Raw genomic sequence first — 20,413 nt, 5'->3', positions numbered from 1 at the left:
GCTCCCGAACTATTGAGGGCTCGCTGAACTCAGCGAGCCCTCAATAGTTCAGGGAGCGCTGGATGCGGCGTCGACGGTCGTCAGGAGGCGGGTGATCGGCTCGCCGTCGAGTGCCGGGCTGTTCGCCGGTAACGCCCAGATCCTCCTCCGCAGCACCTCCAGGAACGCTGCGGCGTCCGCGGTGCTGTCGAAGTCGAGATCGATCAGCACGTAGCGGGGGTCGTCGACCGGACGCCGGACGACGTGCGCGCGCACCCCTGCCGAGCGCCGCAGCGCGGCGAATCCGTCGAATGCCTGCTTCCAGGTGCCGAAGTCGGTCACCGGATGCTCGATATGCAGCGTGGTCATCCCCCGATGGTGCGGCGACGGAGCCGCTGACGGCATCCCAGGTTTGTGGGGTTCTCGCCGGCCCTACGCTGAACGGCATGGCAGCAGCGGACCGCCGGTCGGCACGCGCCGCGATTGAGCGGCTCTGCGCCTCGGGGCCCGCCGACGCTCGCAGCTTCCGCGCCGCGGCGCTGACGGTGTTGCGCCGGGTGATCGACTTCGACTGGCATGTCTGGGTGTTGACCGATCCGGCCAGTGAGGTCGGCGTCGACCCGCTGGCGGCTGTCCCGGATCTCGCAGAGCTTCCCGTCCTGGTGCGGTTGAAGTACCTCACCCGGCGGAATCGCTGGACGACCCTGACCGCTGCCACGGCCCTGGCTGAGCAGCGCCACACCAGCGAGCTCTGGACGCGGATGCAGTCGCGGCACGGGGTGGCCGACATCTCCTCGGTCGTCTTCCGGGACGCCTTCGGCTGCTGGGCCTTCCTCGATCTGTGGTGCCGCGATCGCGTCCCGGACGAGGCGCTGCGGCTGCTCGCCGAGGTGACGCCGGTGTTGACCGAGGCACTGCGCCGCAGGCAGGCGGCCTACTTCGGGCAGCCGGCCCAGTTGCCGGCGGCACCGGCCGAGGCGGCGGTGCTGCTGCTCGACCCAGAGCTGCGGATCATCGGACGGACACCCACCTCCAGCGCCTGGCTGGCCGTCCTGCTGCCGCCCGGCGAGCGGACGGATCCGGTGCCGGCCGCGGCTCTCAACGTCGCGGCTCAGTTGATCGCGTCCGAGGCGGGGGTGGACGGTCATCCGGCGGTCGGACGGGTGCACCTGACCGGCGGGCTCTGGCTGACCCTGAAGGCGGCGCGGGTGGCGCCGAGCGACCTGATCGCGGTCACCATGGAGCCGAGCTCGCCGGCCGACCGGCTCGACCTGTTCGCCCGCTGCCACGGGCTCAGCCCACGTGAGCGGGAGCTGGTCGAGCTGCTGGCCCGCGGGGCGTCCACCAGACAGATCGCGAGCACCATGTTCCTGTCCGAACACACCGTGCAGGACCACCTCAAGTCGATCTTCGGCAAGACCGGAAGCCACGCGCGGCGCAGCCTGCTGTCGCGCGCCCTCGGCGTCCGGACCGAAACCGAGGTCTGATCGATGCCTGCCCGAACGGCCCGACCCACAAGCGCTCCCCAAATAGTTCGGGGTGCGGGCGGGCCGGGGAAGGGGGAAGTCGTCAGCGCAACTCGCCCGAGCCGAACACCCGGAACACCCAGTCGCCGATCGCGGTGCAGTAGGCCTTGCCCAAGTCGAAGGTCGGCGTCCGGGTCATGATGGTCAGCAGGTAGTCCCGGCCGTCGCCGGCGACGTGGCCGATCGAGTTCACCGCCCACAGCTTGTCGGTGGATTCGAACTGTACCCAGCCGTTCTTCAGTTGCACCTGCACCGAGCCGCTGCGCGGGGCGCCGACGCCCCAGGTCTGGTCGTCCTGCACCTGGCCCATCAGGCCCAACAGGTAGCTCCGCTCGGCGTCGGTGAGTGCCTTGGTGTCACCCTTGACCAGCTGTCGCAAGAACGCGCGCTGGTCGTCCGGGGTGGTCCAGGTCCAACTCCAGAAGTCCTTCTCGGGGGCGCTGCGGGTGGCCTTCAAGCCCAGGTCGGACGCCAGCGCGTCATAGCCCGGACGCCCCCCCGCCCACTTCCACAGCGCATCGGCGGAGTCGTTGTCGGAGTTCCTGATCGCCTTCTCGGCCTGCCCGGCCTGCTCCGGCGGCAGCGGCTGGGCCAACTTGTCGGCCCGGGCCTTGCGCAGCGCCATCGAGACGATCATCGGTTTCGCCATCGACGCGCTCTGGCTGGCCCAGTCGCCGCGGAAGTCCCAGCTGGCGCCGGTGCGCAGGTCCTGGACGGCGACGCCGAGCTTGTCCTGCCCGGCGGCGATCACGTTCAGCACCGCCTGCAACTGGTCGCGGACCGGTCCGGTCGGCAGCGCGGTCGGGGTCGGCACGGCCGGGCCACTGCTGCAAGCGGTAAGCACCGGTCCGGCGAGCGCGAGGCCGCCGAGCGCAAGCAGTCCGGTCCGCCGCGAGAACGGAGGCGAGAACGAGGGGGAGGAGAGTCCGGGGTTCACCGCGCCATCATTCCACGCAGCGCTCGGACGCCCGGAGCGCCGCCAGCCGCGCGTCGTCGGCCGTCCCTTCGACGACGACCGCCGACCCGCCGCCGAGCAGCGGCCCGAGGACGGCGTCCCGCAGCGTGCCCAGCGCATCGGAGGGCCGGACCAGCACCCGTCCGCCGACCGGTGGCGTCTCAGCCAGCTCGGCGTGGCTGAGCACCGTCGCGCCGTCGATCCAGGCCGGCGCGCTCGCTGCGCTGGGCAGGGTGCCGGCCAGGTCCGGCTGGCTGAGCGCCTCGGTGGTGAAATCCAGGACACCGGTCGGCAGGTTCCGCAGGCCGAGCCCGAGCGGGTGCAGCGAGCAGGCCAGGGTCGCGCCCGGCAGCACCGGCCGGGGATCGAGCGGGCCGATCACCACCAGGTCGGCGGCCGCGACGTCCACGCTGACCGCGCATTCCCGCTGCCAGGCCGCCAACGGCCAGAGCAGGGTCATCCAGTGCCCCGGACGCTCGACCGCCAGCGGCAGACCCACCAGCCCGGAGTCGGCGCCCAGGTCCTCGACCAGGTTCGCGGTCTTGGCCACCCAGTTGGCGAAGGTGGCGACGCTCAGTTCGGTGCGACCGCCGGCGTCCAGGTCGTAATGGGTGAGCAGTGGCTCGGCGCCCGCCGTCCGGGCTCGCCGCCGCAACGCCGCCAGTACCACCGGAATGTCCATCCCCGAAGGGTAGTGGCGGGGCCGATATCGTCAGGGCATGCGGTTTGCGGTGATCATGGCCGGCGGCTCCGGGACTCGGCTGTGGCCGCTGTCCCGCAAGGGCACCCCCAAGCAACTCCTCCGGATGATCGACGGCACGTCGCTGCTCCGGATCGCCTTCGAGCGGCTCGGTGACCTGGTCCCGCCCGAGCGGGTGCTGGTCTGCACCGGCGCCGCCTACGCCGACCAGGTGGCCACCGAACTGCCCGAGCTGCCGGCCGGGAACATCCTGGGCGAACCCGAGGGACGTGACTCGCTGAACGCCGTCGCCTGGCCGGCGGCGGTGATCGCCGCCCGCGACCCGGACGCGGTGATCGCCCAGGTCACCGCCGACCAGCTGATCGAACCGGTCGCGGTCTTCACCTCCACCCTGGCCGAGGCGTTCGAGGTCGCCGAATCGGACCCGGACGCCCTGGTCACCCTCGGGGTGGTGCCGACCACCGCGCACACCGGCTACGGCTACCTGCGCCGCGGTGAGTCAGTGCCCGGCTTCGACCACACCCACCGGGTGCTGGAGTTCCGGGAGAAGCCCGACCTGGTCACCGCCAGCGAGTACCTGGCCTCGGGGGAGTACTGGTGGAACGCCGGCATGTTCGTCTGGCGGGCGAGCACCTTCCTGGCGCAGCTGGCCGCGCTGCATCCGGCCAGTCATGCCTCGGTGCTCGAACTGGCCGAGTTCCCCGAGCGAATCGCCGAGATCTTCCCGACCCTGCACAAGACCTCGGTGGACTACGGGGTGATGGAGCCGGTCGCGGCCGGCGCCGGCACGGCGCACGTGGTCGCCGTTGCCCTGCCGGTGCAGTGGCGCGACGTCGGCGGCTACGCCTCGCTGGCCGAGACCCTCAGCCATGACGCCGCGGGCAATGCCCTGATCGGCTCCTCGGTGCGGCTCGACGCCGCCGACAACGTGATCATCAACACCACCGGGAAGGGTCACCTGGTCGGCGTCCTCGGCTGCTCCGGCATGGTGGTGGTGACCACCCCGTCGATCACCATGGTGACTCCGGTGGACGCGGCCGAACGGGTCCGCGAGCTGGTCGCCCTGGTCCGGGCTGAGGCGGGGGAACGCTATGTCTGACCGGGACCCGCAGGCCTCGAAGGGACGGGCGATGCTGGAGAACCTCAAGCGGATCCGGCAGCCGGTCACCTGGGCGGTGCTGGCGGTCATCTGCGCCAGCCAGTTGCTGGGGGTCACCCGGCTGGTGCTGTTGGTGGTGCAGCAGCACGAACCGGTCTTCGACGCGTTCCAGGGCATCGGCCAGTCGATCATGAGCCTGTCGCTGGTCATCGCCCTGGTCGGCCTGGTCTGCGCCTGCCTGTTCGTCCCGCCGGCGGCCGGCAACGCCGTCCGGTTGGCCAAGCTTTCGGCCTGGGCGATCGCGATCGGCACGGCGCTGCAACTGGTCAGCCTGATCATGGGCCTGGCGGCCACCGCCAACGCCTTCGGCGTGATCATGGAGATCCTCGGCGGACTGCTGGACATCGTGCTCAAAGCGGTGGCGGCCGGGGTGCTGTGGGTGCTGGTCCGCGGCGTCCGCTCCGGACGGCTCGACATGGCCCCCGCGGTCGTCGAGGTGACCGCGCCCGAGCCGGCGGAAGCGCCGCGGACGCCGCCGGTGTGGCAGCCCGAGCAGGCCAGCGGCACCGCCTGGCGCAGCGCCCGGGACGCCGCCAGCGGCGCTCGTCCGGACATCGGAGCGGTCCCCGCCGACGCCGCCGAGGAGCTGCCCACGGCCAAGCCCGAGTCGCGCTGGCGTCCGCGCAACGATCCCGACCGGTAAGGCCAGGAAATCGCGGATCAACGCATCACCGCCGGTTGAGCCCGCCGAAACCCGTTGCCAGCAAGGTCTCAACAGGCCCGACCAACGACGGCCAGCGCTTCGCTAGTCAAGCTAGACACGCCCATAGCACAGAAACCGGGTTGACTTACCTGAACAACAGGCATGTAATTTCCTCCATGTAGTTCAGCCGGGCTGCACCGGGTCGAGGAGGATTGCCATGCATGAGCTGGTGGCACTGGAGTTTGACGACGGCGACGAAGGAGCGCTCGGTTGGCAGGAGCGCGCGCTGTGTGCTCAGACCGACCCCGAGGCGTTCTTCCCCGAGAAGGGCGGGTCCACCCGCGAAGCCAAGCGGGTCTGCCTGAGCTGCGAGGTGCGCAGCGAGTGCCTCGAGTACGCGCTCAGCAAGGACGAGCGCTTCGGCATCTGGGGCGGTCTGTCCGAGCGCGAGCGGCGCAAGCTGAAAAAGCAGGCGGGCTGAACCGTCGGCGCCGACCGCTACCCTAGGTCAGCGTGATCGATCCCTGGGCGTGGTTGCACGCCGACACTGAGGAAGCGGTCACCGACCTCCGGATGCACGGGGTCAGCGCCGTGGTGCTCGCCGACGTCGCCGAAGAACTGCGGCCGCTGCTGGCCGAGCAGAGCCTGCCGCCCGCCGAACTGGTGATCTGCGACAACCTGGCCGCCGGCGTCGCCGAGGCCACCGGCGAATGGCTGTGGCTGCTTCCCCGCGTCGTTGCTCCGGCACCGGACGCGCTCGAGCGCCTGGTCCGTAGCGGGATCGAGTCCGAGCAGGTCGCGCTGGTCGGTCCGCTGATGCTGCGCTCCCAGCGGCGCGCGCGGGCGGGCCGGATCGAGTCTTGCGGCCTCACCGTGACCCCCGCCGGCCGAATGGTGCCGGCGGTCGAGGGCGGCGAACTCGACCAGGGCCAGCTGTCCACCATGTCCGTGCTCGGCGTGGATCTCTCCGCCGCGCTGGTCCGCCGCGACGCCTGGGCGAAGCTCGACGGCGCACTGACCGAGCTGCCGGACGCCCTGGCCGGCGTCGAACTCGGCCGCCGGGCGAACGCGCTCGGGTTCACCGTGGTCGCCGAGCCCGCGGCCCGGGTGTCCCGGGCGGCGCCGGGACAGGCCGACCCGGTCGAGCAACGCGCCTGGGAACTGCGGATGGCCGCTGCCGGCCGGTCGGCCTGGACCGGATCAAGACTGCTGATCGGCAGCCTGCTCGCCGCCCTGGGCTTCCTGCTCGGCAAGGACGCCGGCCGCGCCGCCGCCGAGCTGCGCGCCCTGGCGGCCTGGCTCGGCGACCGGCCGGCAGCGGCGGTGCTGCGCAGCCGTGCGGTGCGGGGCGTCACGTTCCCGGGCCTGACCCCCACCCGTCGCCGGCTCGCGGGCCAGTTCGTCGACCGTGCCGCGGGCCGTCTCGCGGAGGCCTGGGCCGACCTCGCCGACGCCGGGACGGAGACCTCGCTGGACGAACTGACCGGTGACGACTTCGCCGACCGCTCGCGGCTGCGCCGGCTCTCCCCGCTGAGCGCTGGCGCCTACCTGGTCGGCATCCTGGCCCTGATCGCCGGCTGGCGTCTGCTCGGCGACGGACGCCTGACCGGGGCCGGGCTGCTGCCCTCGCGCGAGGGGTGGACCGACCTGCTGCATGCTTGGCTGGATCCGGTCGCCGGCCACCCGAACCTGACCGGACCGCCCTGGCTGGGCAGCACCGCGCTGGCCGCACTGGTCACCTTCGGCCAGGTCGAATGGCTGGTCACCGGCGGTTTCCTGATCGCGGTGCCGCTGGCCTGGATCCTGGCCCTGAGACTGCTGCGGCACGTCGGCGTCGAGGGCCCGGCAGCGGTGATCGGGGCGCTCGGCTACGGCATCGCGCCGGTGATCGTCGGGGCGCTGGGCGGCGGCTGGCTGGGCGTGCTGACCTGGGCGGTGCTGCTGCCGCTGCTCGCCCACGCGCTCGCCGCCTGGGTGGCCGAGGGCAGCTGGCGGGCGGCCGGCGCGATCGGGCTGTGGCTGGCCTTCGCGATCGTCGAAGTGCCGCTCACCTGGGCGCTGGTGCTGCTCGCGATGGCCGTGGCCCCGGCCGTGCGGAGCTGGCGGGGCGTCGGCCAGGCGGGGCTGGTGGCGGCGTCCGGGCTGGTCGGGCTGGGTCCGACCGTGGTGGCCTGGTGGTCCTTCCCGGGTCGTTTCCTGACCGGCGCTTCGCCCACCCTCGCCACGGAGGAGCTCTCCCAGGGCTGGGAACTGTTGCTCGCCCACCCGAGCGGCATCGGGGTGGCACCGCTGTGGGTGTGCGCCGCCGTCGCCGGGGCGGCCTGGGTGGCGGCGCTGCTCGGCCTGTACCGACGGCCGCGGGCAGCCGTTCCGGGGTTCGTCGCGGCGATCCTCGGCCTCGGCCTGGCGCTGGGCCTGAGCCGGCTGGTGGTCACCGTCCCGCCGGGGACGCAGGCGCGTCCGCAGGTGTTGCCCTGGCTGGTGCTGATGCTCGGCGGGCTGATCCTGGCGGCCGGACGCGGACTGGCCGGGTTGACCGCGGGACTGCGCCGGCGGACGCTGGGCGGCTGGCACGCCGCCGTGCTGGCGCTGGCGGCGGTGGTGGTCGCAGCGGTCGGGGTGGGCGCCGGCTGGTGGGCCTGGGCCGGTACGGCAACGCTGGCAGCGGACCACGTCCGAGGTGCTGCCACCGTTCGTCCGGGTGGCGATGACTTCGCCCGCCCCGGTCCGGACGCTGGCGATCGCCCGCGAGTCCGGGGGCGTCCGGTGGGCGCTGCTGGAGGGCGACCTGCCCCGGCTCGGCGAAGACGAACGGGGCTTGGCCGGCTCGGTCGAGCCGCAGCGCGGGCTGGCGGCGTCGGTGGTGAACCGGCTGCTCTCGGGCAGCGCCGACGATCAACTGAGCGCCGATCTGGCCCGGCTGGGCGTGGGCTACCTCTGGTTGCAGGGCGGCGACGCCGGCCTGCGGACGGCGATCGGCAACGTGCCCGGGCTCGGCGTCGGGACCGGCGACGAGGGCGGTGCCACCTGGCCGGTGCCGAACGCGGCCCGCGCCACCATCGTGGCCGCCGAGATCGCGGCGACCGGCGACGGCGCGACGATTCCGGCCGGTATCGAGTCCCGCGAGCTGGTGCTGGCCGAGCCAGCGGATCCGCGCTGGTGGGCCACCGTCGACGGCCGGCCGCTCGCACCCCGGACCCTGCCCGACGGACGGCAGGCGTTCGCGCTCGGCTCCGGCGGCGGCGTCCTGCGGTTCGGGCTGCCCGGAGCGTCGCCGCTGTGGGCATGGTCGCAGCTGGCCGGCGTGGTGCTGCTGGCGATCCTCGCCTCGCCGCGGGTGCGGAGGCGACAGTGAGGGCGGGCATCGGCCGGGCCGCGGTGCCCTTGGTCGCGGCGCTGGTGGTGGCCGGCTCGGTGCTGGGGGCGTCCGGTGTGCCGGTGCAGTTTCCCGCGCCGGTGATTGCTGCCGACGACGATCGCGCGCGGCTCGCGGTGGTGTGCCCGACGGTGGCCGACCTCCCGTCCGGCATCGCCGCCTACTCACCGGGCGGCGGGGTGCAGCCGGCGCCGCTGGGCGACCCGGACAGCCCCATCGCCAGCCCCGCGGCCAGCTACGCCGACCTTGGCGCCAGCGCGCCGCTGGTGGTCAGCGCACCACGGCGTGACCCGTTCTCGGCAACCACCCGGACGGCCTCGAGCCAAGGCGCCGACCGCGGACTCTCGATGGCCTCGTGCCCGCGACCGAGCAGTTCGCAGTGGTTCGCCGGGGTCGATTCCTCGGCCGCCGGCGTCGCCGAGCTGGTGCTGCTCAACGCCGACGCCCAGGACGCCGCCGTCGACGTGGCGGTGTACGGGCCGCAGGGGCGGCTGGCCGCCCCCGGGTCGCGGGGCATCGTGGTCGCCGCGCGAAGCAGCCGGGTGGTGCCGCTGGGACCGCTGTTCATCGCCGCCCAGCCGGTCTCGCTGCAGGTCAGCACCTCCGCCGGACGGGTGGCGGCGATGGTCCGCCAGCGCGTGTTGCGCGGCGACCGCACCGCCGGCGCCGACTGGCTGCCGCCGACCACGGAGCCCGCGAGCGCGGTGGTCATCCCCGGACTGCCGTCCGGCAAGGGCCGACGCGACCTGGTCGTAGTCAACCCGGGCGAGCGGACGGCCAGTGTCGCACTCCAGGTGCTGGGTGCGGACGGCGCCAGCGCGGTCCCCGGCCTGGAGACCCTGCAGCTTCCGCCCGGCACCAGCCGGGTGGTCCCGCTCGGACGCGTGCTGGCCGAGGCGCCGGTCGGACTGCGGCTGATCTCGGAGCAGAAGGTGACCGCCGCGGTGATCGCGGACAACGGCGGCGATGCCGAGGCGTCCGACATCTCCACGCAGGTGGCGACCACGCCGCTGGCGGGACCGGGGGTCCTGGCGCTGACCCCCGGGCAGCGGACCGCGCCGGTGCTGCACCTGGCCGCCGCCGGCACCGACCCGGTCGGCGTCCGGGTGCTGGTCCGGGCGGCGCGCGGCGGCAAGACGCTGCTGGACAGGGTGGTCAACGTGCCGGGGTCCGCCGATGTCAGCGTCGCGCTGCCGGCGGCCGCCGACGTGCTGGTCACCCTGGAGCCCCGGACGGCGAGCCCGGTGCACGCCTCGGTCGCGGTCCGCGTCCCGCTCGGGAAGGTGGCCGGCGTCGCGTCGCTGGCGGTGCCGGGCGGTCTCGCGGCGGTCGAGTTGCCACCGGTCCGGCACGACCCGCGGTTAGGCTCCTGACATGCCCATGGTTCCCCAGGCTTCGATCGTCGGAATGGTCATCACCTTGCTGATCTGTGTGCTGGTGCCGTTCGGCGGACTGATCTGGCTGGGCACCCGGCGCACCGCAGGCGAACCCCGTTATCCCGGTGTGGCAAGGGCTTTCGCGGCCGGCATGCTCGCCTTTGCGGTCTCCCAGGTGCTCACCCGGATTCCGCTGATGGCATGGCTGTCGACTCAGTCCGCACCCTGGGCGCAATGGCTGATCTCGGCGCCGGTGGCCAGCTTCAGCGCGGGGCTGTTCGAGGAGACCGGGCGGCTGTTGGTGATGCTGTGGCTGCTGCGCCGGTTCCGCCGCTGGATCGACGGGGTCTCGTTCGGGCTCGGGCACGGCGGGCTCGAGGCGATCCTGCTGATCGGGCTCACCCAGCTGTCCAACCTGGGCCTGGCGCTGATGATCAACTCGGGCCAGACCGCCGCGCTCGACCAGCTGCCGGCCGCCTCGCGAGAGCGGGTGGTGACCGCGCTCACCCAGACCTCGCCGCTCGACTTCTATCTGGCCGGCGTCGAGCGGATCGCCGCCATCGGCTTGCACGCCGGGCTCAGCGTGCTGATCCTGTGGGGGATCGTCGCCGGACGCCGGGCGCTCGCCTGGGTGGTGGCTGTGGCGATCCACGGGGTCTGCAACCTGGCCGCCGTGCTACTCGCCACCTCCGGGCTGCCCGGTGCCTCACTGCTGGCCGAATGCGTCCTGCTGGTGCTGGTGGCGGCGTTCTGGGTGCTCTTCGTCTGGCGCTCCCGACCCTGGTTCCCGGTCGCGCCCGAACCGAGTCGTTGATCGAGCTGTTCGTCGATCGAGCTTGTCCGTTGCCGATCGAGACCCCGATAGCCTGAGCCACATGGCACATCGCAGGGAACGTCATGGCCGCGGCCTGCGCGGACCGCTGGCGCTGCCCAACCCGCTGACCGGCGATCCGGTGCCGCTGCGGGGGCGTCCGCAGCGGGCCGAGTACTTCACCGCCTGTGTCCGGCAGGCGGTCGGACGGGTGACGGCGTCCTGCCCGCGGGCCCTGGTCGGCATCGACGTCGGCGTCGAGGACGTGCCCACCACCGTCGGCGGCTGGAGCCGCGACCGGGTGCCGCTGGCCGCGGCGATCGGTCCGGAACCGCCGCACACCGGCCAGGTGGTGCTGTACCGGCGTCCGCTGGAGCATCGGGCCCGCACCCGCAAGGGGCTGCGCATCCTGGTCTTCCGTACCCTGGTCGAGCAGTTGCACGCGCTGACCGAGATCCCGATGGAGGAACTCGACCCTGAGGGCTGGGCCACCGACGACGACTGGGAGTAGAGGCCGCGTCCCAGCCAACCCTGCACCTGTCCTGGAGGTTCGCGCCCGGCCTCCGCGACGAACGCGGGGCTGGCGGGTAGTGTCACGCGAGTGAGATCACGGGGGTGTTCGCGAACGGGGTGCTCGACCCGCGCCGTCGCCACGCTCACGTATGTCTACGCCGACTCCACGGCGGTCCTCGGGCCCCTCGCGTTGCGTGCCGAGCCGGGCTGCTATGACCTGTGCGCGGTGCACAGCGCCAGTTTGTCGGCCCCCCGCGGCTGGGAGGTGATCCGGCTGCCCGAGGCGACCGTCGACCCCGGACCGTCCAGCGACGATCTGCTCGCCCTGGCGCACGCCGTCCGGGTCGCCGGCCTGGGCAACGAGGTCACCGTGCTCGCCGAGCCCGCGGTGAGTCGCCGCAAGGGTCACCTCGCGGTCCTCGCCGACCTGTGAGCGTCGTAGCGACCCACTAGGCTGCCGACGTGCTCAATCCGTCCATCTTCAAGGCCAACGACATTCGAGGTGTGGTCACCGGTGACCGACCCGAGTGGGACGCCGCCGGCGCCCGCGCGGTCGGCTCCGCATTCGTCGAGGTGCTGGGCCTGGCCGGCCGCGAGTTCGTCCTCGGCCGCGACATGCGAACCAGCGGGCTTGAACTGGCCGCCGCTTTCACCGAGGGGGCGCTCGCCCAGGGTGCGTCCGTGGTCGACATCGGACTGTCCAGTACCGATCAGCTCTGGTTCGCGTCCGGGTTGCTCGGCATGCCCGGGGTGCAGCTGACCGCGTCGCACAACCCGGCTGCCTACAACGGGGTGAAATTCTGCCTCGCCGAGGCCGCACCGATCGAGCCGGCGATGCTCAAGCGGATCGCCGAGCTGGCGATGGGGCCTGCACCCACCCCGGTCGCCCAGCCCGGCACCCGGCGCGAGCGGGACGTCCTGGCCGACTACGCCGCCCACTTGCACGGCCTGGTCTCGCTCGACGGCATGCGCCGGCTGACAGTGGTCTACGACGCCGGCAACGGGATGGCCGGGCACACCGCGCCGGCCGTCCTCGGGCCGCTCGACATCGAGACCATCGGGCTGTTCACCGAGCTGGACGGCTCGTTCCCGAACCATCCGCCCAATCCCCTCGACCCCGCCAACCTGGTGGACGCGCAAGCCGCCGTCCTCGAACACGGCGCTGATGTGGCGCTGGTGTTCGACGGCGACGCCGACCGCTGCTTCATCGTCGATGAGCGCGGCGAGGTGGTCAGCCCGTCGCTGGTCACCGCGCTGATCGCCCAGCAGGAGTTGAAGCGCGAGCCGGGCGGCACGATCGTGATCAACACGATCACCTCACGAGCGGTCGACCGGGTGGTCGCCGAGGCCGGCGGGAAGGTGGTGGTGTCGAAGGTGGGGCACACCTCGGTGAAGGCCGAGATGGCCAAGCACCACGCCATCTTCGGCGGCGAACATTCCGCCCACTACTACTTCCGCGACTTCTGGGGGGCCGACACCGGGATGCTGGCCGGCCTGCATGTGCTGGCGCTGCTGGGCCGCAGCGGCGGCACCATGTCCGAACTGGTGGCCGGGCTTCCCGTCTTCGCCAACTCCGGCGAGATCAACTCCACGGTGGCCGACACGGCCGGGGTGCAGGCGCGGCTCGCCGCGGCCTTCGCCGGCCGCGGCGTCCAGGACACCGACGACGGGCTCACCATCACCGGCGACGGCTGGTGGGTGAACGTCCGGGCGTCCAACACCGAACCCCTACTACGACTCAACGTCGAAGCTGCCGACCAGGCACAGCTGGTGGCGTTGCGCGACGAGGCCCTGGCCATCATCGAAGGAGACGCAGATGCCTGACCTGACCCACGACGTGCTCGAACTGCTGGTCTGCCCGGCCTGCCACAGCACCTTCACCTGGGACTACGAGGCGTCCGAACTGGTCTGCACCGGCGTCGACTGCGGCCTCGCCTACCCGCTGCGGGGCGGCATCCCGATTCTGCTGATCGACGAGGCCCGGCGGCCGTCCCGCGGCTGAACGATGCTCGACTTCGACGACTCCCGGCTGGAGAATCCGGACGTACTGGCCGCCGCGGCCCCGCTGCTGATGAACCTGGCCTCCTCGGGTGCCCGGGTGCGGCGCGAGGCTTCCCTGGCGGATGCCGCGCTGATCGAGCTGAACGACGCCGACCGGCCGCGCGCGGTGATCGCCTACGGGCCGGAGGCCCGGCTGCTGCGAGCCGTGCTCGAGCCGGTCTGCCCGGTGCCGTTCGTGGCCTGGCCCGCCCTCGGGCTGCCGGGCTGGGTCGGCCCGCTCGACATCGTGCTGCTGATCGGACGCCGCGGGCCGGAGAGCCTGGCGGTGGCCCACGAGGCGGTGCGCCGGGGTTGCCGGCTGATCGTCGCCTGCCCGGCGGACTCCCTGCTGGCCGAGCAGGCCGCTTCGCGATCCACCACCGTGCTGCCGGTGCACACCGGCGACCCGTTCGCGGCGGCGGTGCTGTGCCTGGCCGCGCTGCACCGGCTCGGACTAGGCCCCAGCATCAATCCCGACGCGATCGCGGCCGCCATGGACGCCGTCGCCGAGAGCTGTGCCGCTCGCACCGACGTGTCGGTCAACCCGGCCAAGGCGATGGCACTCGATCTCGCCGACGCGTCCCCGCTGGTGTGGGGTGGCTCGGTGCTGGCCGCCCGGGCCAGCCGGCGGATCGTCGAGGCGCTGCGGCAGGCGTCCGGACGGGTCGGGCTGGCCGCAGACTCCTCCGACCTGGTGGCCTTGCTCCAGCAGGCCGCGCCGCGCGACCCGTTCGCCGACCCGTTCGAAGAGGGCGTCCAGGAGCGGCGGCCGGGCCTGGTGCTGATCGACGACGGCATGGACGACGCGGCTGCCGCCGAGTCGCGGATCCGGCTCGAGCGGACGGCGCGCTCGGCCGACATCCGGGTCACCCACCTGGAGCATGCCGCCGATTCGGTCGTGGAACGCTATGCGACCGTGCTCCTCACCGGCCTGTTCGGGGCGGCCTACCTGCAGATCGGGCTGGGCCGGACGCCGTCCTGACCTCAGCCGCGCGGGATCTCGAAGCGCGCGACGCGTCCACGACCGGCGCCGAGATCGGCCCAGGAGCCGTCGATGTCCAAGACGGCGAGCGCACTGGTCGGGAAGTGTCGCGAGGCTTCCTCGGACAACTCCGACGGCTCGGCCAGGAACTCGATCAGCGAACTCATCGTCGGCTCGTGGCCGAGCACCATCGCGATCCCGACCGACTCGTCCAGTTCGCGCAGCAGGTCGACCACCGACTCGGCCCACGCGCCGTAGAGGGCATCGGTGAAGTCCACCCGGTCCGCGCTGGCACCGGCGAGTTCCGCGGTCTGCCAGGTTTCCCGGGTGCGTGTCGACGAGGAAGACAGCACCACCCCGATCGGATACTCGGCGAGGATCCGGCCCGCGGCGGCCGCATCTCGCAGCCCGCGCGGTGCGAGCGGCCGCCGATGGTCGGGGTCGTTGGTGCTCCACGACGATTTGGCATGGCGCATGACGATCAGCGAGTGGGTCATGGCCGGCTAGTCCTTGTCACCGGGCCGCATCGACTGCCAGATCTCCTTGCATTCGGGGCAGACCGGGAATTTGTCGGGGTTGCGGCTGGGCACCCACACCTTGCCGCACAGCGCCACCACCGGGGTGCCCATCACCATCGCCTCGGTGAGCTTGTTCTTCGGCACGTAGTGGCTGAATCGCTCGTGGTCGCCCTCGTCGATGCGCAGATCGGTGCGCTCGTCGAGAATCGTCTGCGCGCCGGGTGCCAGTTCGGTCATGGCCCACACTCTAACCGCGCCGTCCGCCGGGGTCGCGCGCCGATTCGCGAGTTATGCCGGCGGCTCGGGGCCGGGTCGGCGCTGGTCGCGCCGATACGAGCGTTATGGCGGCACTCCCAGGCCCGCATTACGCGCAGACTTCCGCGTCCCGGTTCGAAATCGCGGGAGGGCCGGATCATTACGCGCGTTTCTCGGCGGCGGCGTCGACCGCCGGCTGGCGCGCTTGGGCGGCCGGCATCAGCCGTGGTGGGATGGAACGGTGGAGGCGCTCGCGGTGGTCGGCGGTCGGCTGGCGACCGGCCTGCGCGATGTCACCGCCGATCTCGCCGCGCTGGACTCGTCCGGTTTCTGGGCGGTGGTGCTGCCCGTTCGAGGGCGAGCCGGTCTGCGCCCGGTTCGACAACGTCCGGCCGGCGACGCCTTGGCGCGGGCGGCCCTGGCAGGGCCCGCCCCGCGACGCCTGGACCTCCTCCATCGACGAGGCCGGCTTCACCGAGGGAGTCACCAAGATCCGGCGGACTATCGCCGCCGGCGGCGTCTACCAGGTGAACCTGACCCGGCGGCTGAGCGCGCCGCTGCCGTCCGGCTGGTCGATCGCCGCGCTGGGTGCGGCGCTGGCCAACGGCAACCCGGCACCGTTCAGCGCAGTCGTCCAGCTTCCGGAGCAGGGGGTGCACGTCGCGTCCGCCTCCCCGGAGTTGTTCCTCGGGCGGCGCGGTGACATGGTCTGGTCATCGCCGATCAAGGGCACCGCGGCCAGCGCGGACGGCTTCCTGGCCAAGGATGCCGCCGAGAATGTGATGATCGTCGACCTGGTCCGCAACGACCTGGGCCGGGTCTGCCTGACCGGCTCGGTGGAAACGCCGGCGCTGCTCGGCGTCGAGCAGCACCCCGGCCTGTTCCATCTGGTCTCCACCGTCCGCGGACGCCTCCGGCCGGACGCCGGCTGGGCCGAGCTGGTCGCCGCCACCTTCCCGCCCGGCTCGGTGACCGGCGCGCCCAAGCTGGCGGCCGTGGAGGTGATTCGCAGCTTGGAGCCGGTGCCGCGTGGCGTCTACTGCGGTGCCGTCGGCTGGGTGGACGCCGATCGTGCCGAGGGCGAGCTGAACGTGGCGATCCGCACCTTCTGGGCCGCCGAGGGCTCCCTCCATCTCGGCACCGGTGGTGGGATCACCTGGGACTCCGACCCGGCCGGTGAATGGGCCGAGACCGAGCTGAAAGCGGCCAACCTGCTCGCCGTGGTGTCCGGCGGACCGGCGCGTACTGGCCGGGGGGCTGGTCCGGCATCGTAGACTCCGAGCCGTGCAGAGGGTGGTGCCGTGAGCGGGAACGCCGATCGCCGATGGCTCACGATCGGGCTGATGATGTGCGTGATGGCCATCTCGTTCGAGTCCTACGCCGTCCTGACCGCCATGCCGGCCGCCGCTCGCGACCTCGGCAACCTCGGGCTGTACGCCTGGACCTTCACCGCCTTCGTCATCGCGATGACCTTCAGCATCGTCGCCTCCGGCCAGTTCAGCGACCGGTACGGCCCGATCCAGCCGATGATGTGGGGCTTCGGCATCTTCGCCTTCGGGCTGGTGGTGGCCGCCCTGGCACCGGCGATGTGGGTGCTGCTGGTGGCACGGTTCACCCAGGGCCTGGGTGCCGGCACCATGAACGTCGCGGTGATGGTGCTGATCGCCCGGGCCTACGACGAGGCCGCCCGGGCCAAGCTGATGATGTGGTTCTCGGCCTGCTGGATGCTGCCCGCCTTCGTCGGGCCGCCGCTGGCCGGCTGGATCGTCCAGGTCAGCTCCTGGCACTTCGTGTTCTGGTCGGTGCTGCCGTTCATGGCGGTCGGCGGCGTCCTGGTGCTGCGTCCGCTGCGGCATATCGAACTGGCTCCCGAGGAGCCGCATGAGCTGAAGAAGCGGCTGATGGTGCTGGCCGCCGCGGTCGCCGCCGGCCTGGCGTTGATTCAGTGGGCGGGCCAGGAGCTCGACCTGTGGTCGGCGCTGTGGGCGGCCGTCGGGCTCGCCGCGGTGGTCTTCGGGCTGCCGCCGCTGCTGCCCAAGACCATCGACTGGACCGGACGCGGGATCTCCGGCGTGGTCGGTGCCCGGCTGTTCAGTGCCGGTGCCTTCTTCGGCGCCCAGTCGTTCCTGCCGCTGATGCTGACCGAATCCCGCGAACTTGCGGCGGTGATGACCGGCGTGACGTTGACGATCGGCTCGGTCGGCTGGATGGCCGGCGCGCTGCTGCAGTCGCAGAGCTGGCTGTCCTGGCGGCGCGACCAGATGATCCTGGTCGGCGTCGCGGCGATCGCGCTGGGGGTCGCGGTGCTGGCGGTGGCTGCCTACTTCCCGCAGTCCTGGCTCGGCCTGGTGATGATCGCCTGGATCATCGCCGGCTTCGGCATGGGCCTGCAGAACCCGAGCACCTCGCTGGCCGTCATGCAGCTCTCCGACGACGCCGAACTGGGCCGCAACACGTCCTCGCTGCAGGTCGGCGAATCGCTGGGCAGCAGCCTGTTCACCGGCCTGGCCGGCGCCTGGTTCGCGCACTTCCACCTGACCGCCGAACTGCCGTTCACCTTCGGCGGGCTGATGGTGATGATGGTCGTGGTCGGGCTGATCGCGGTGCTGATGGCATACCGGATCGGCCCGGTCGCCAACGGTGCCGCCGAGGACTAGCGTCCGCGATGGACTCCGCCATGGACGAGGTCGACCGGATCATCGCGGCTTGGCGGGCCGAGGCCCCCGAGTTGGACACCGAGCCGCTGGCGGTGCTGTCCAGGGTCAGCCGCCTGGCCCGGCATCTGGACCTGGCCCGGAAACGCTGCTTCGGCGCGCACGGGCTGGAGGTGTGGGAGTTCGACGTGCTGGCCGCGCTGCGCCGCGAAGGACCGCCCTATGAGCTGTCCCCGGGTGACCTGATCCAGCAGACGTTGTCCGCCAGCGGCACGATGACCAACCGGATCGACCGGCTCGCCGAGCGGGGCCTGGTCGAGCGGCTGGCGAACCCGGCGGACCGGCGCGGCGTCCGCGTCCGGCTGAGTGCCGAGGGTGCCCGGATGGTCGGCGCGGCGATGGTGGATCTGGTCGCCGTCGAGCGCGACATCCTGGCACCGCTGAGCCCGTCCACCAAGCGCCAACTGGCTTCGTCGCTGCGGACTCTGCTGGCCGACTTCGAGGCCCCCGGGACGGACTGACCGGCGTCTTCGCGGCCGAGCGTTTCCAGCGCGGGGCGGCGTCAGCCCGGTTGGCGGACGCAGCACTAGGGTGGTTGCCGTTCACCGACCCACAAGGAATCCAAACGATGGCCCTGTCGAACCCGTACCTCGCCGAACTGGCTGCCGAGTTCGGCATCGCCACGGAGTTCTGGGACTGGAAGGGCCGGCTCACCGAGATCTCCGACGAGACCGTGATCGCCGTCCTGGCCGGCATGGAGATCGACGCCAGCTCGGCCGAAGCCGCCGCCGCGGCGGTCGCCGAACGCCGGCTGCGGCCGTGGCGGCGGGCACTGCCACCCTGCACCGTGATGCAGCAGGGCGCGCCGCATGAGGTCAAGGTGCACGTCCCCGACGGCGCCTGGGTGGACGTCTGGGTCCGGCTCGAGGACGGCGGCAGCCGCGACCTGCGGCAGCTGCCGAACGACGAGCCGTCCCGGTTGGTCGACGGCAAGCAGATGGGGGAGGCCAGCTTCGAGGTGCCCGGCGACCTGCCACCCGGGTACCACCGGATCGGCTGCCGCACCGCCGAATGGACGGCCGAGGCCAGCCTGATCGTCTCGCCGCCCTTCCTCGGGTTCCCGGCGAGCATGGGGGGCAAGCGGGTCTGGGGCTACGCCACCCAGCTGTACAGCGTGCGGTCGGAGGGGTCCTGGGGGATCGGCGATCTGGCCGACCTGTCCGACCTGGCGATCTGGTCGGCGACCCAGCAATTCGCCTCCTACGTGCTGGTGAACCCGCTGCACGCGGCGCAGCCGATGACCCCGCTGGAGCCGTCGCCCTATCTGCCCACCTCACGACGCTACGTGAACCCGATCTACATCCGGCCGGAGGCGATCGCCGAGTACGCCGACCTGGACGAGCGGCAGCGGGCCAGGGTCGTCCAGCTGCGCGGCAAGCTTGCCAAGAAGCTGGTCAACGAGCCGCTGATCAAGCGGGACGAGGTGTGGGCGGCCAAGTTGAAGGCGCTCCGGGTGATCTTCGACGCCGGGCTGAAGCCGACCCGGCTGATGAGCCTGAACGATTTCGTCCGCAAGGAGGGACGTCCGCTCTCCCAGTTCGCCACCTGGTGCGCGCTGGTCAACGTCTACGGGATGAACTGGCGGGAATGGCCGGTCGAGCTGCGCCGTCCGTCCTCTCCGGAGGTAGCGGCGTTCGCGGTGGCGCACGTCAGCGACATCGTCTTCTACTCCTGGCTGCAGTGGGTCGCCGACGACCAGTTGCGGGACGCCCAGTCGGCCGCAAAGGCGTCCGGGATGCGGGTCGGGATCATGAACGACCTGGCCGTCGGCGTCAGCGGGCACAGTGCCGAGGCCTGGATGCTGGGCGATACCTTCGCCCGCGGTGTCTCGGTCGGCGCGCCGCCGGACCACTTCAACCAGACCGGGCAGGACTGGGGCCAGGCGCCCTGGCGTCCGGACCGGCTGGCCGAGCTCAGCTACGCGCCGTTCCGGAACATGGTGGCCGGCATCCTGCGGCACTCCGGCGGCATCCGGGTCGACCACATCATGGGGCTGTTCCGGCTCTGGTGGGTGCCGCAGGGGATGGGTCCCACCCATGGCACCTACGTCCGCTACAACCATGAGGCGATGGTCGGCATCCTGGTGCTCGAGGCGCAGCGGGCCGGAGCGGTGGTGGTCGGCGAAGATCTGGGCGTCGTCGAGCCGTGGGTTCGGGTCTACCTGCGCGAGCGCGGCATCCTGGGCACTTCGATCGCCTGGTTCGAGCGCGGCGACGACGGCCAGATCCTGCCGCCGGAGTCGTGGCGCGAGTACTGCATGGCCTCGGTGACCACCCACGACCTGCCGCCGACCGCCGGCTACCTTGACGCCGCGCACGTCAAGCTGCAGCACTCGCTCGGCCTGCTCACCGAGGACCTGGACGTCGAACTGGCCGGCGCCGAACGGGAACGCGAGGACTGGCTGCGGGTGCTGCGCGAGCGCGGCCTGCTGACCGGGGACGCCCCCAGCACCGAGGACATCGTGCTGGCGATGCACCGGTTCCTGGTCGCCACGCCGGCCCGGATGCTGTGCGCGGCGCTGCCCGACGCGGTCGGCGACCACCGCACCCAGAACCAGCCCGGCACTGTCGACGAGTACCCGAACTGGCGGGTGCCGTTGTCCGGACCGGACGGCGAGCCGATGAGCCTCGAGGACGTCTTCCACTCCGAGCACGCGCTACGGCTGTCGGCGGTGATGAACGGCTTCGTCGTCCCGCCCACCGCGCACCGTTCCACGTCCGAGTTCATCATCGGCCACGACTGACCCTCGGGGACGGTTCTCCCGGTCACTGGGGACGGTTCTTCTGGTCACTGGGGACGGTTCTTCTGGTCACTGGGGACGGTTCCCTTGGTCACTGGGGACGGTTCTTTTGGTCACCGGGGACGG

Annotated in this window: 20 protein-coding genes; 15 read left to right on the top strand and 5 right to left on the bottom strand. The window is 72.1% G+C overall.

Going from position 1 to position 20,413, the window contains the following annotated elements:
• Positions 1 to 48: 48 nt before the first annotated feature.
• Positions 49 to 348, bottom strand: a complete 300-nt coding sequence (locus tag QM711_RS11510) for a hypothetical protein (RefSeq protein ID WP_415099417.1) — start codon at positions 346 to 348, stop codon at positions 49 to 51.
• A 77-nt stretch (positions 349 to 425) separates the two neighbouring features.
• On the opposite strand from QM711_RS11510, the gene QM711_RS11505 reads away from it, so the two are divergent.
• Positions 426 to 1,466: a LuxR C-terminal-related transcriptional regulator gene (locus QM711_RS11505; RefSeq protein WP_415099415.1), complete on the top strand. Its 1,041-nt coding sequence runs from the start codon at positions 426 to 428 to the stop codon at positions 1,464 to 1,466.
• 82 nt (positions 1,467 to 1,548) lie between these two features.
• Here QM711_RS11505 and QM711_RS11500 read toward each other — a convergent pair whose 3' ends face one another.
• Together QM711_RS11500 and QM711_RS11495 are read right to left on the bottom strand one after the other, a co-directional pair.
• On the bottom strand, positions 1,549 to 2,442 hold the full coding sequence (locus QM711_RS11500) for a serine hydrolase (RefSeq protein ID WP_415099413.1): 894 nt from the start codon (positions 2,440 to 2,442) through the stop codon (positions 1,549 to 1,551).
• A gap of 7 nt (positions 2,443 to 2,449) precedes the next feature.
• On the bottom strand, positions 2,450 to 3,142 hold the full coding sequence (locus QM711_RS11495) for a TIGR03089 family protein (RefSeq protein WP_415099411.1): 693 nt from the start codon (positions 3,140 to 3,142) through the stop codon (positions 2,450 to 2,452).
• Between the two features lie 37 nt (positions 3,143 to 3,179).
• Here QM711_RS11495 and QM711_RS11490 point away from each other — a divergent pair, with 37 nt between their 5' ends.
• From QM711_RS11490 to QM711_RS11445, 10 genes are all read left to right on the top strand, one after another.
• Positions 3,180 to 4,259 carry a mannose-1-phosphate guanylyltransferase gene (locus QM711_RS11490; protein ID WP_415099409.1) on the top strand — a complete coding sequence of 360 codons (1,080 nt, stop codon included), beginning with the start codon at positions 3,180 to 3,182 and terminating at the stop codon, positions 4,257 to 4,259.
• Positions 4,252 to 4,962, top strand: a complete 711-nt coding sequence (locus tag QM711_RS11485; protein WP_415099407.1) for a hypothetical protein — start codon at positions 4,252 to 4,254, stop codon at positions 4,960 to 4,962. Before QM711_RS11490 ends, QM711_RS11485 begins: the two co-directional genes overlap by 8 nt.
• Positions 4,963 to 5,179: 217 nt before the next feature.
• Complete coding sequence (locus QM711_RS11480) at positions 5,180 to 5,443, top strand: WhiB family transcriptional regulator (RefSeq protein WP_415099405.1); 264 nt, start codon at positions 5,180 to 5,182, stop codon at positions 5,441 to 5,443.
• Positions 5,444 to 5,475: 32 nt separating this feature from the next.
• Positions 5,476 to 9,711, top strand: a complete 4,236-nt coding sequence (locus QM711_RS11475; RefSeq protein ID WP_415099403.1) for a DUF5719 family protein — start codon at positions 5,476 to 5,478, stop codon at positions 9,709 to 9,711.
• A 1-nt stretch (position 9,712) separates the two neighbouring features.
• On the top strand, positions 9,713 to 10,528 hold the full coding sequence (locus QM711_RS11470) for a YhfC family intramembrane metalloprotease (RefSeq protein WP_415099401.1): 816 nt from the start codon (positions 9,713 to 9,715) through the stop codon (positions 10,526 to 10,528).
• 61 nt (positions 10,529 to 10,589) lie between these two features.
• Entirely contained in the window at positions 10,590 to 11,036 is a 447-nt protein-coding gene (locus QM711_RS11465) for a metallopeptidase family protein (RefSeq protein WP_415099399.1), read from the top strand.
• 90 nt (positions 11,037 to 11,126) lie between these two features.
• Positions 11,127 to 11,471 (top strand): DUF3499 domain-containing protein, encoded by a 345-nt coding sequence (locus QM711_RS11460; protein ID WP_415099397.1) that lies wholly within the window; start codon positions 11,127 to 11,129, stop codon positions 11,469 to 11,471.
• Positions 11,472 to 11,500: 29 nt separating this feature from the next.
• Positions 11,501 to 12,862 carry a phosphomannomutase/phosphoglucomutase gene (manB, locus tag QM711_RS11455; RefSeq protein WP_415099395.1) on the top strand — a complete coding sequence of 454 codons (1,362 nt, stop codon included), beginning with the start codon at positions 11,501 to 11,503 and terminating at the stop codon, positions 12,860 to 12,862.
• Positions 12,855 to 13,040, top strand: coding sequence for a Trm112 family protein (locus QM711_RS11450; RefSeq protein ID WP_415099393.1), 186 nt, complete (start codon positions 12,855 to 12,857; stop codon positions 13,038 to 13,040). Before manB ends, QM711_RS11450 begins: the two co-directional genes overlap by 8 nt.
• A gap of 3 nt (positions 13,041 to 13,043) precedes the next feature.
• Entirely contained in the window at positions 13,044 to 14,060 is a 1,017-nt protein-coding gene (locus QM711_RS11445) for an SIS domain-containing protein (protein WP_415099391.1), read from the top strand.
• 2 nt (positions 14,061 to 14,062) lie between these two features.
• On the opposite strand, the gene QM711_RS11440 is transcribed toward QM711_RS11445, so the two are convergent.
• A complete protein-coding gene (locus QM711_RS11440) occupies positions 14,063 to 14,557 on the bottom strand; it encodes a SixA phosphatase family protein (RefSeq protein WP_415099389.1) in 495 nt (164 codons plus the stop codon).
• Between the two features lie 6 nt (positions 14,558 to 14,563).
• Entirely contained in the window at positions 14,564 to 14,815 is a 252-nt protein-coding gene (locus QM711_RS11435) for a DUF3039 domain-containing protein (protein WP_415099387.1), read from the bottom strand.
• A gap of 308 nt (positions 14,816 to 15,123) precedes the next feature.
• Between QM711_RS11435 and QM711_RS11430 the strand changes: the two genes are divergently transcribed.
• From QM711_RS11430 to malQ, 4 genes are all read left to right on the top strand, one after another.
• Positions 15,124 to 16,107, top strand: coding sequence for a chorismate-binding protein (locus tag QM711_RS11430; protein WP_415099385.1), 984 nt, complete (start codon positions 15,124 to 15,126; stop codon positions 16,105 to 16,107).
• A gap of 27 nt (positions 16,108 to 16,134) precedes the next feature.
• Positions 16,135 to 17,490, top strand: coding sequence for an MFS transporter (locus tag QM711_RS11425; RefSeq protein ID WP_415099382.1), 1,356 nt, complete (start codon positions 16,135 to 16,137; stop codon positions 17,488 to 17,490).
• Between the two features lie 20 nt (positions 17,491 to 17,510).
• The gene (locus QM711_RS11420; protein ID WP_415099380.1) at positions 17,511 to 18,008 is read left to right on the top strand and encodes a MarR family winged helix-turn-helix transcriptional regulator; all 498 of its coding nucleotides are present in this window, start codon (positions 17,511 to 17,513) and stop codon (positions 18,006 to 18,008) included.
• Between the two features lie 107 nt (positions 18,009 to 18,115).
• Positions 18,116 to 20,290, top strand: a complete 2,175-nt coding sequence (malQ, locus tag QM711_RS11415) for a 4-alpha-glucanotransferase (RefSeq protein ID WP_415099378.1) — start codon at positions 18,116 to 18,118, stop codon at positions 20,288 to 20,290.
• The last annotated feature ends 123 nt before the right edge of the window (positions 20,291 to 20,413 follow it).

It is taken from the genome of Micropruina sp. (genome assembly GCF_047602385.1).
Lineage (GTDB): Bacteria > Actinomycetota > Actinomycetes > Propionibacteriales > Propionibacteriaceae > Micropruina.
Note: the sequence above shows the minus strand (reverse complement) of the source record. Positions and strands in the feature narration are given on the sequence as shown.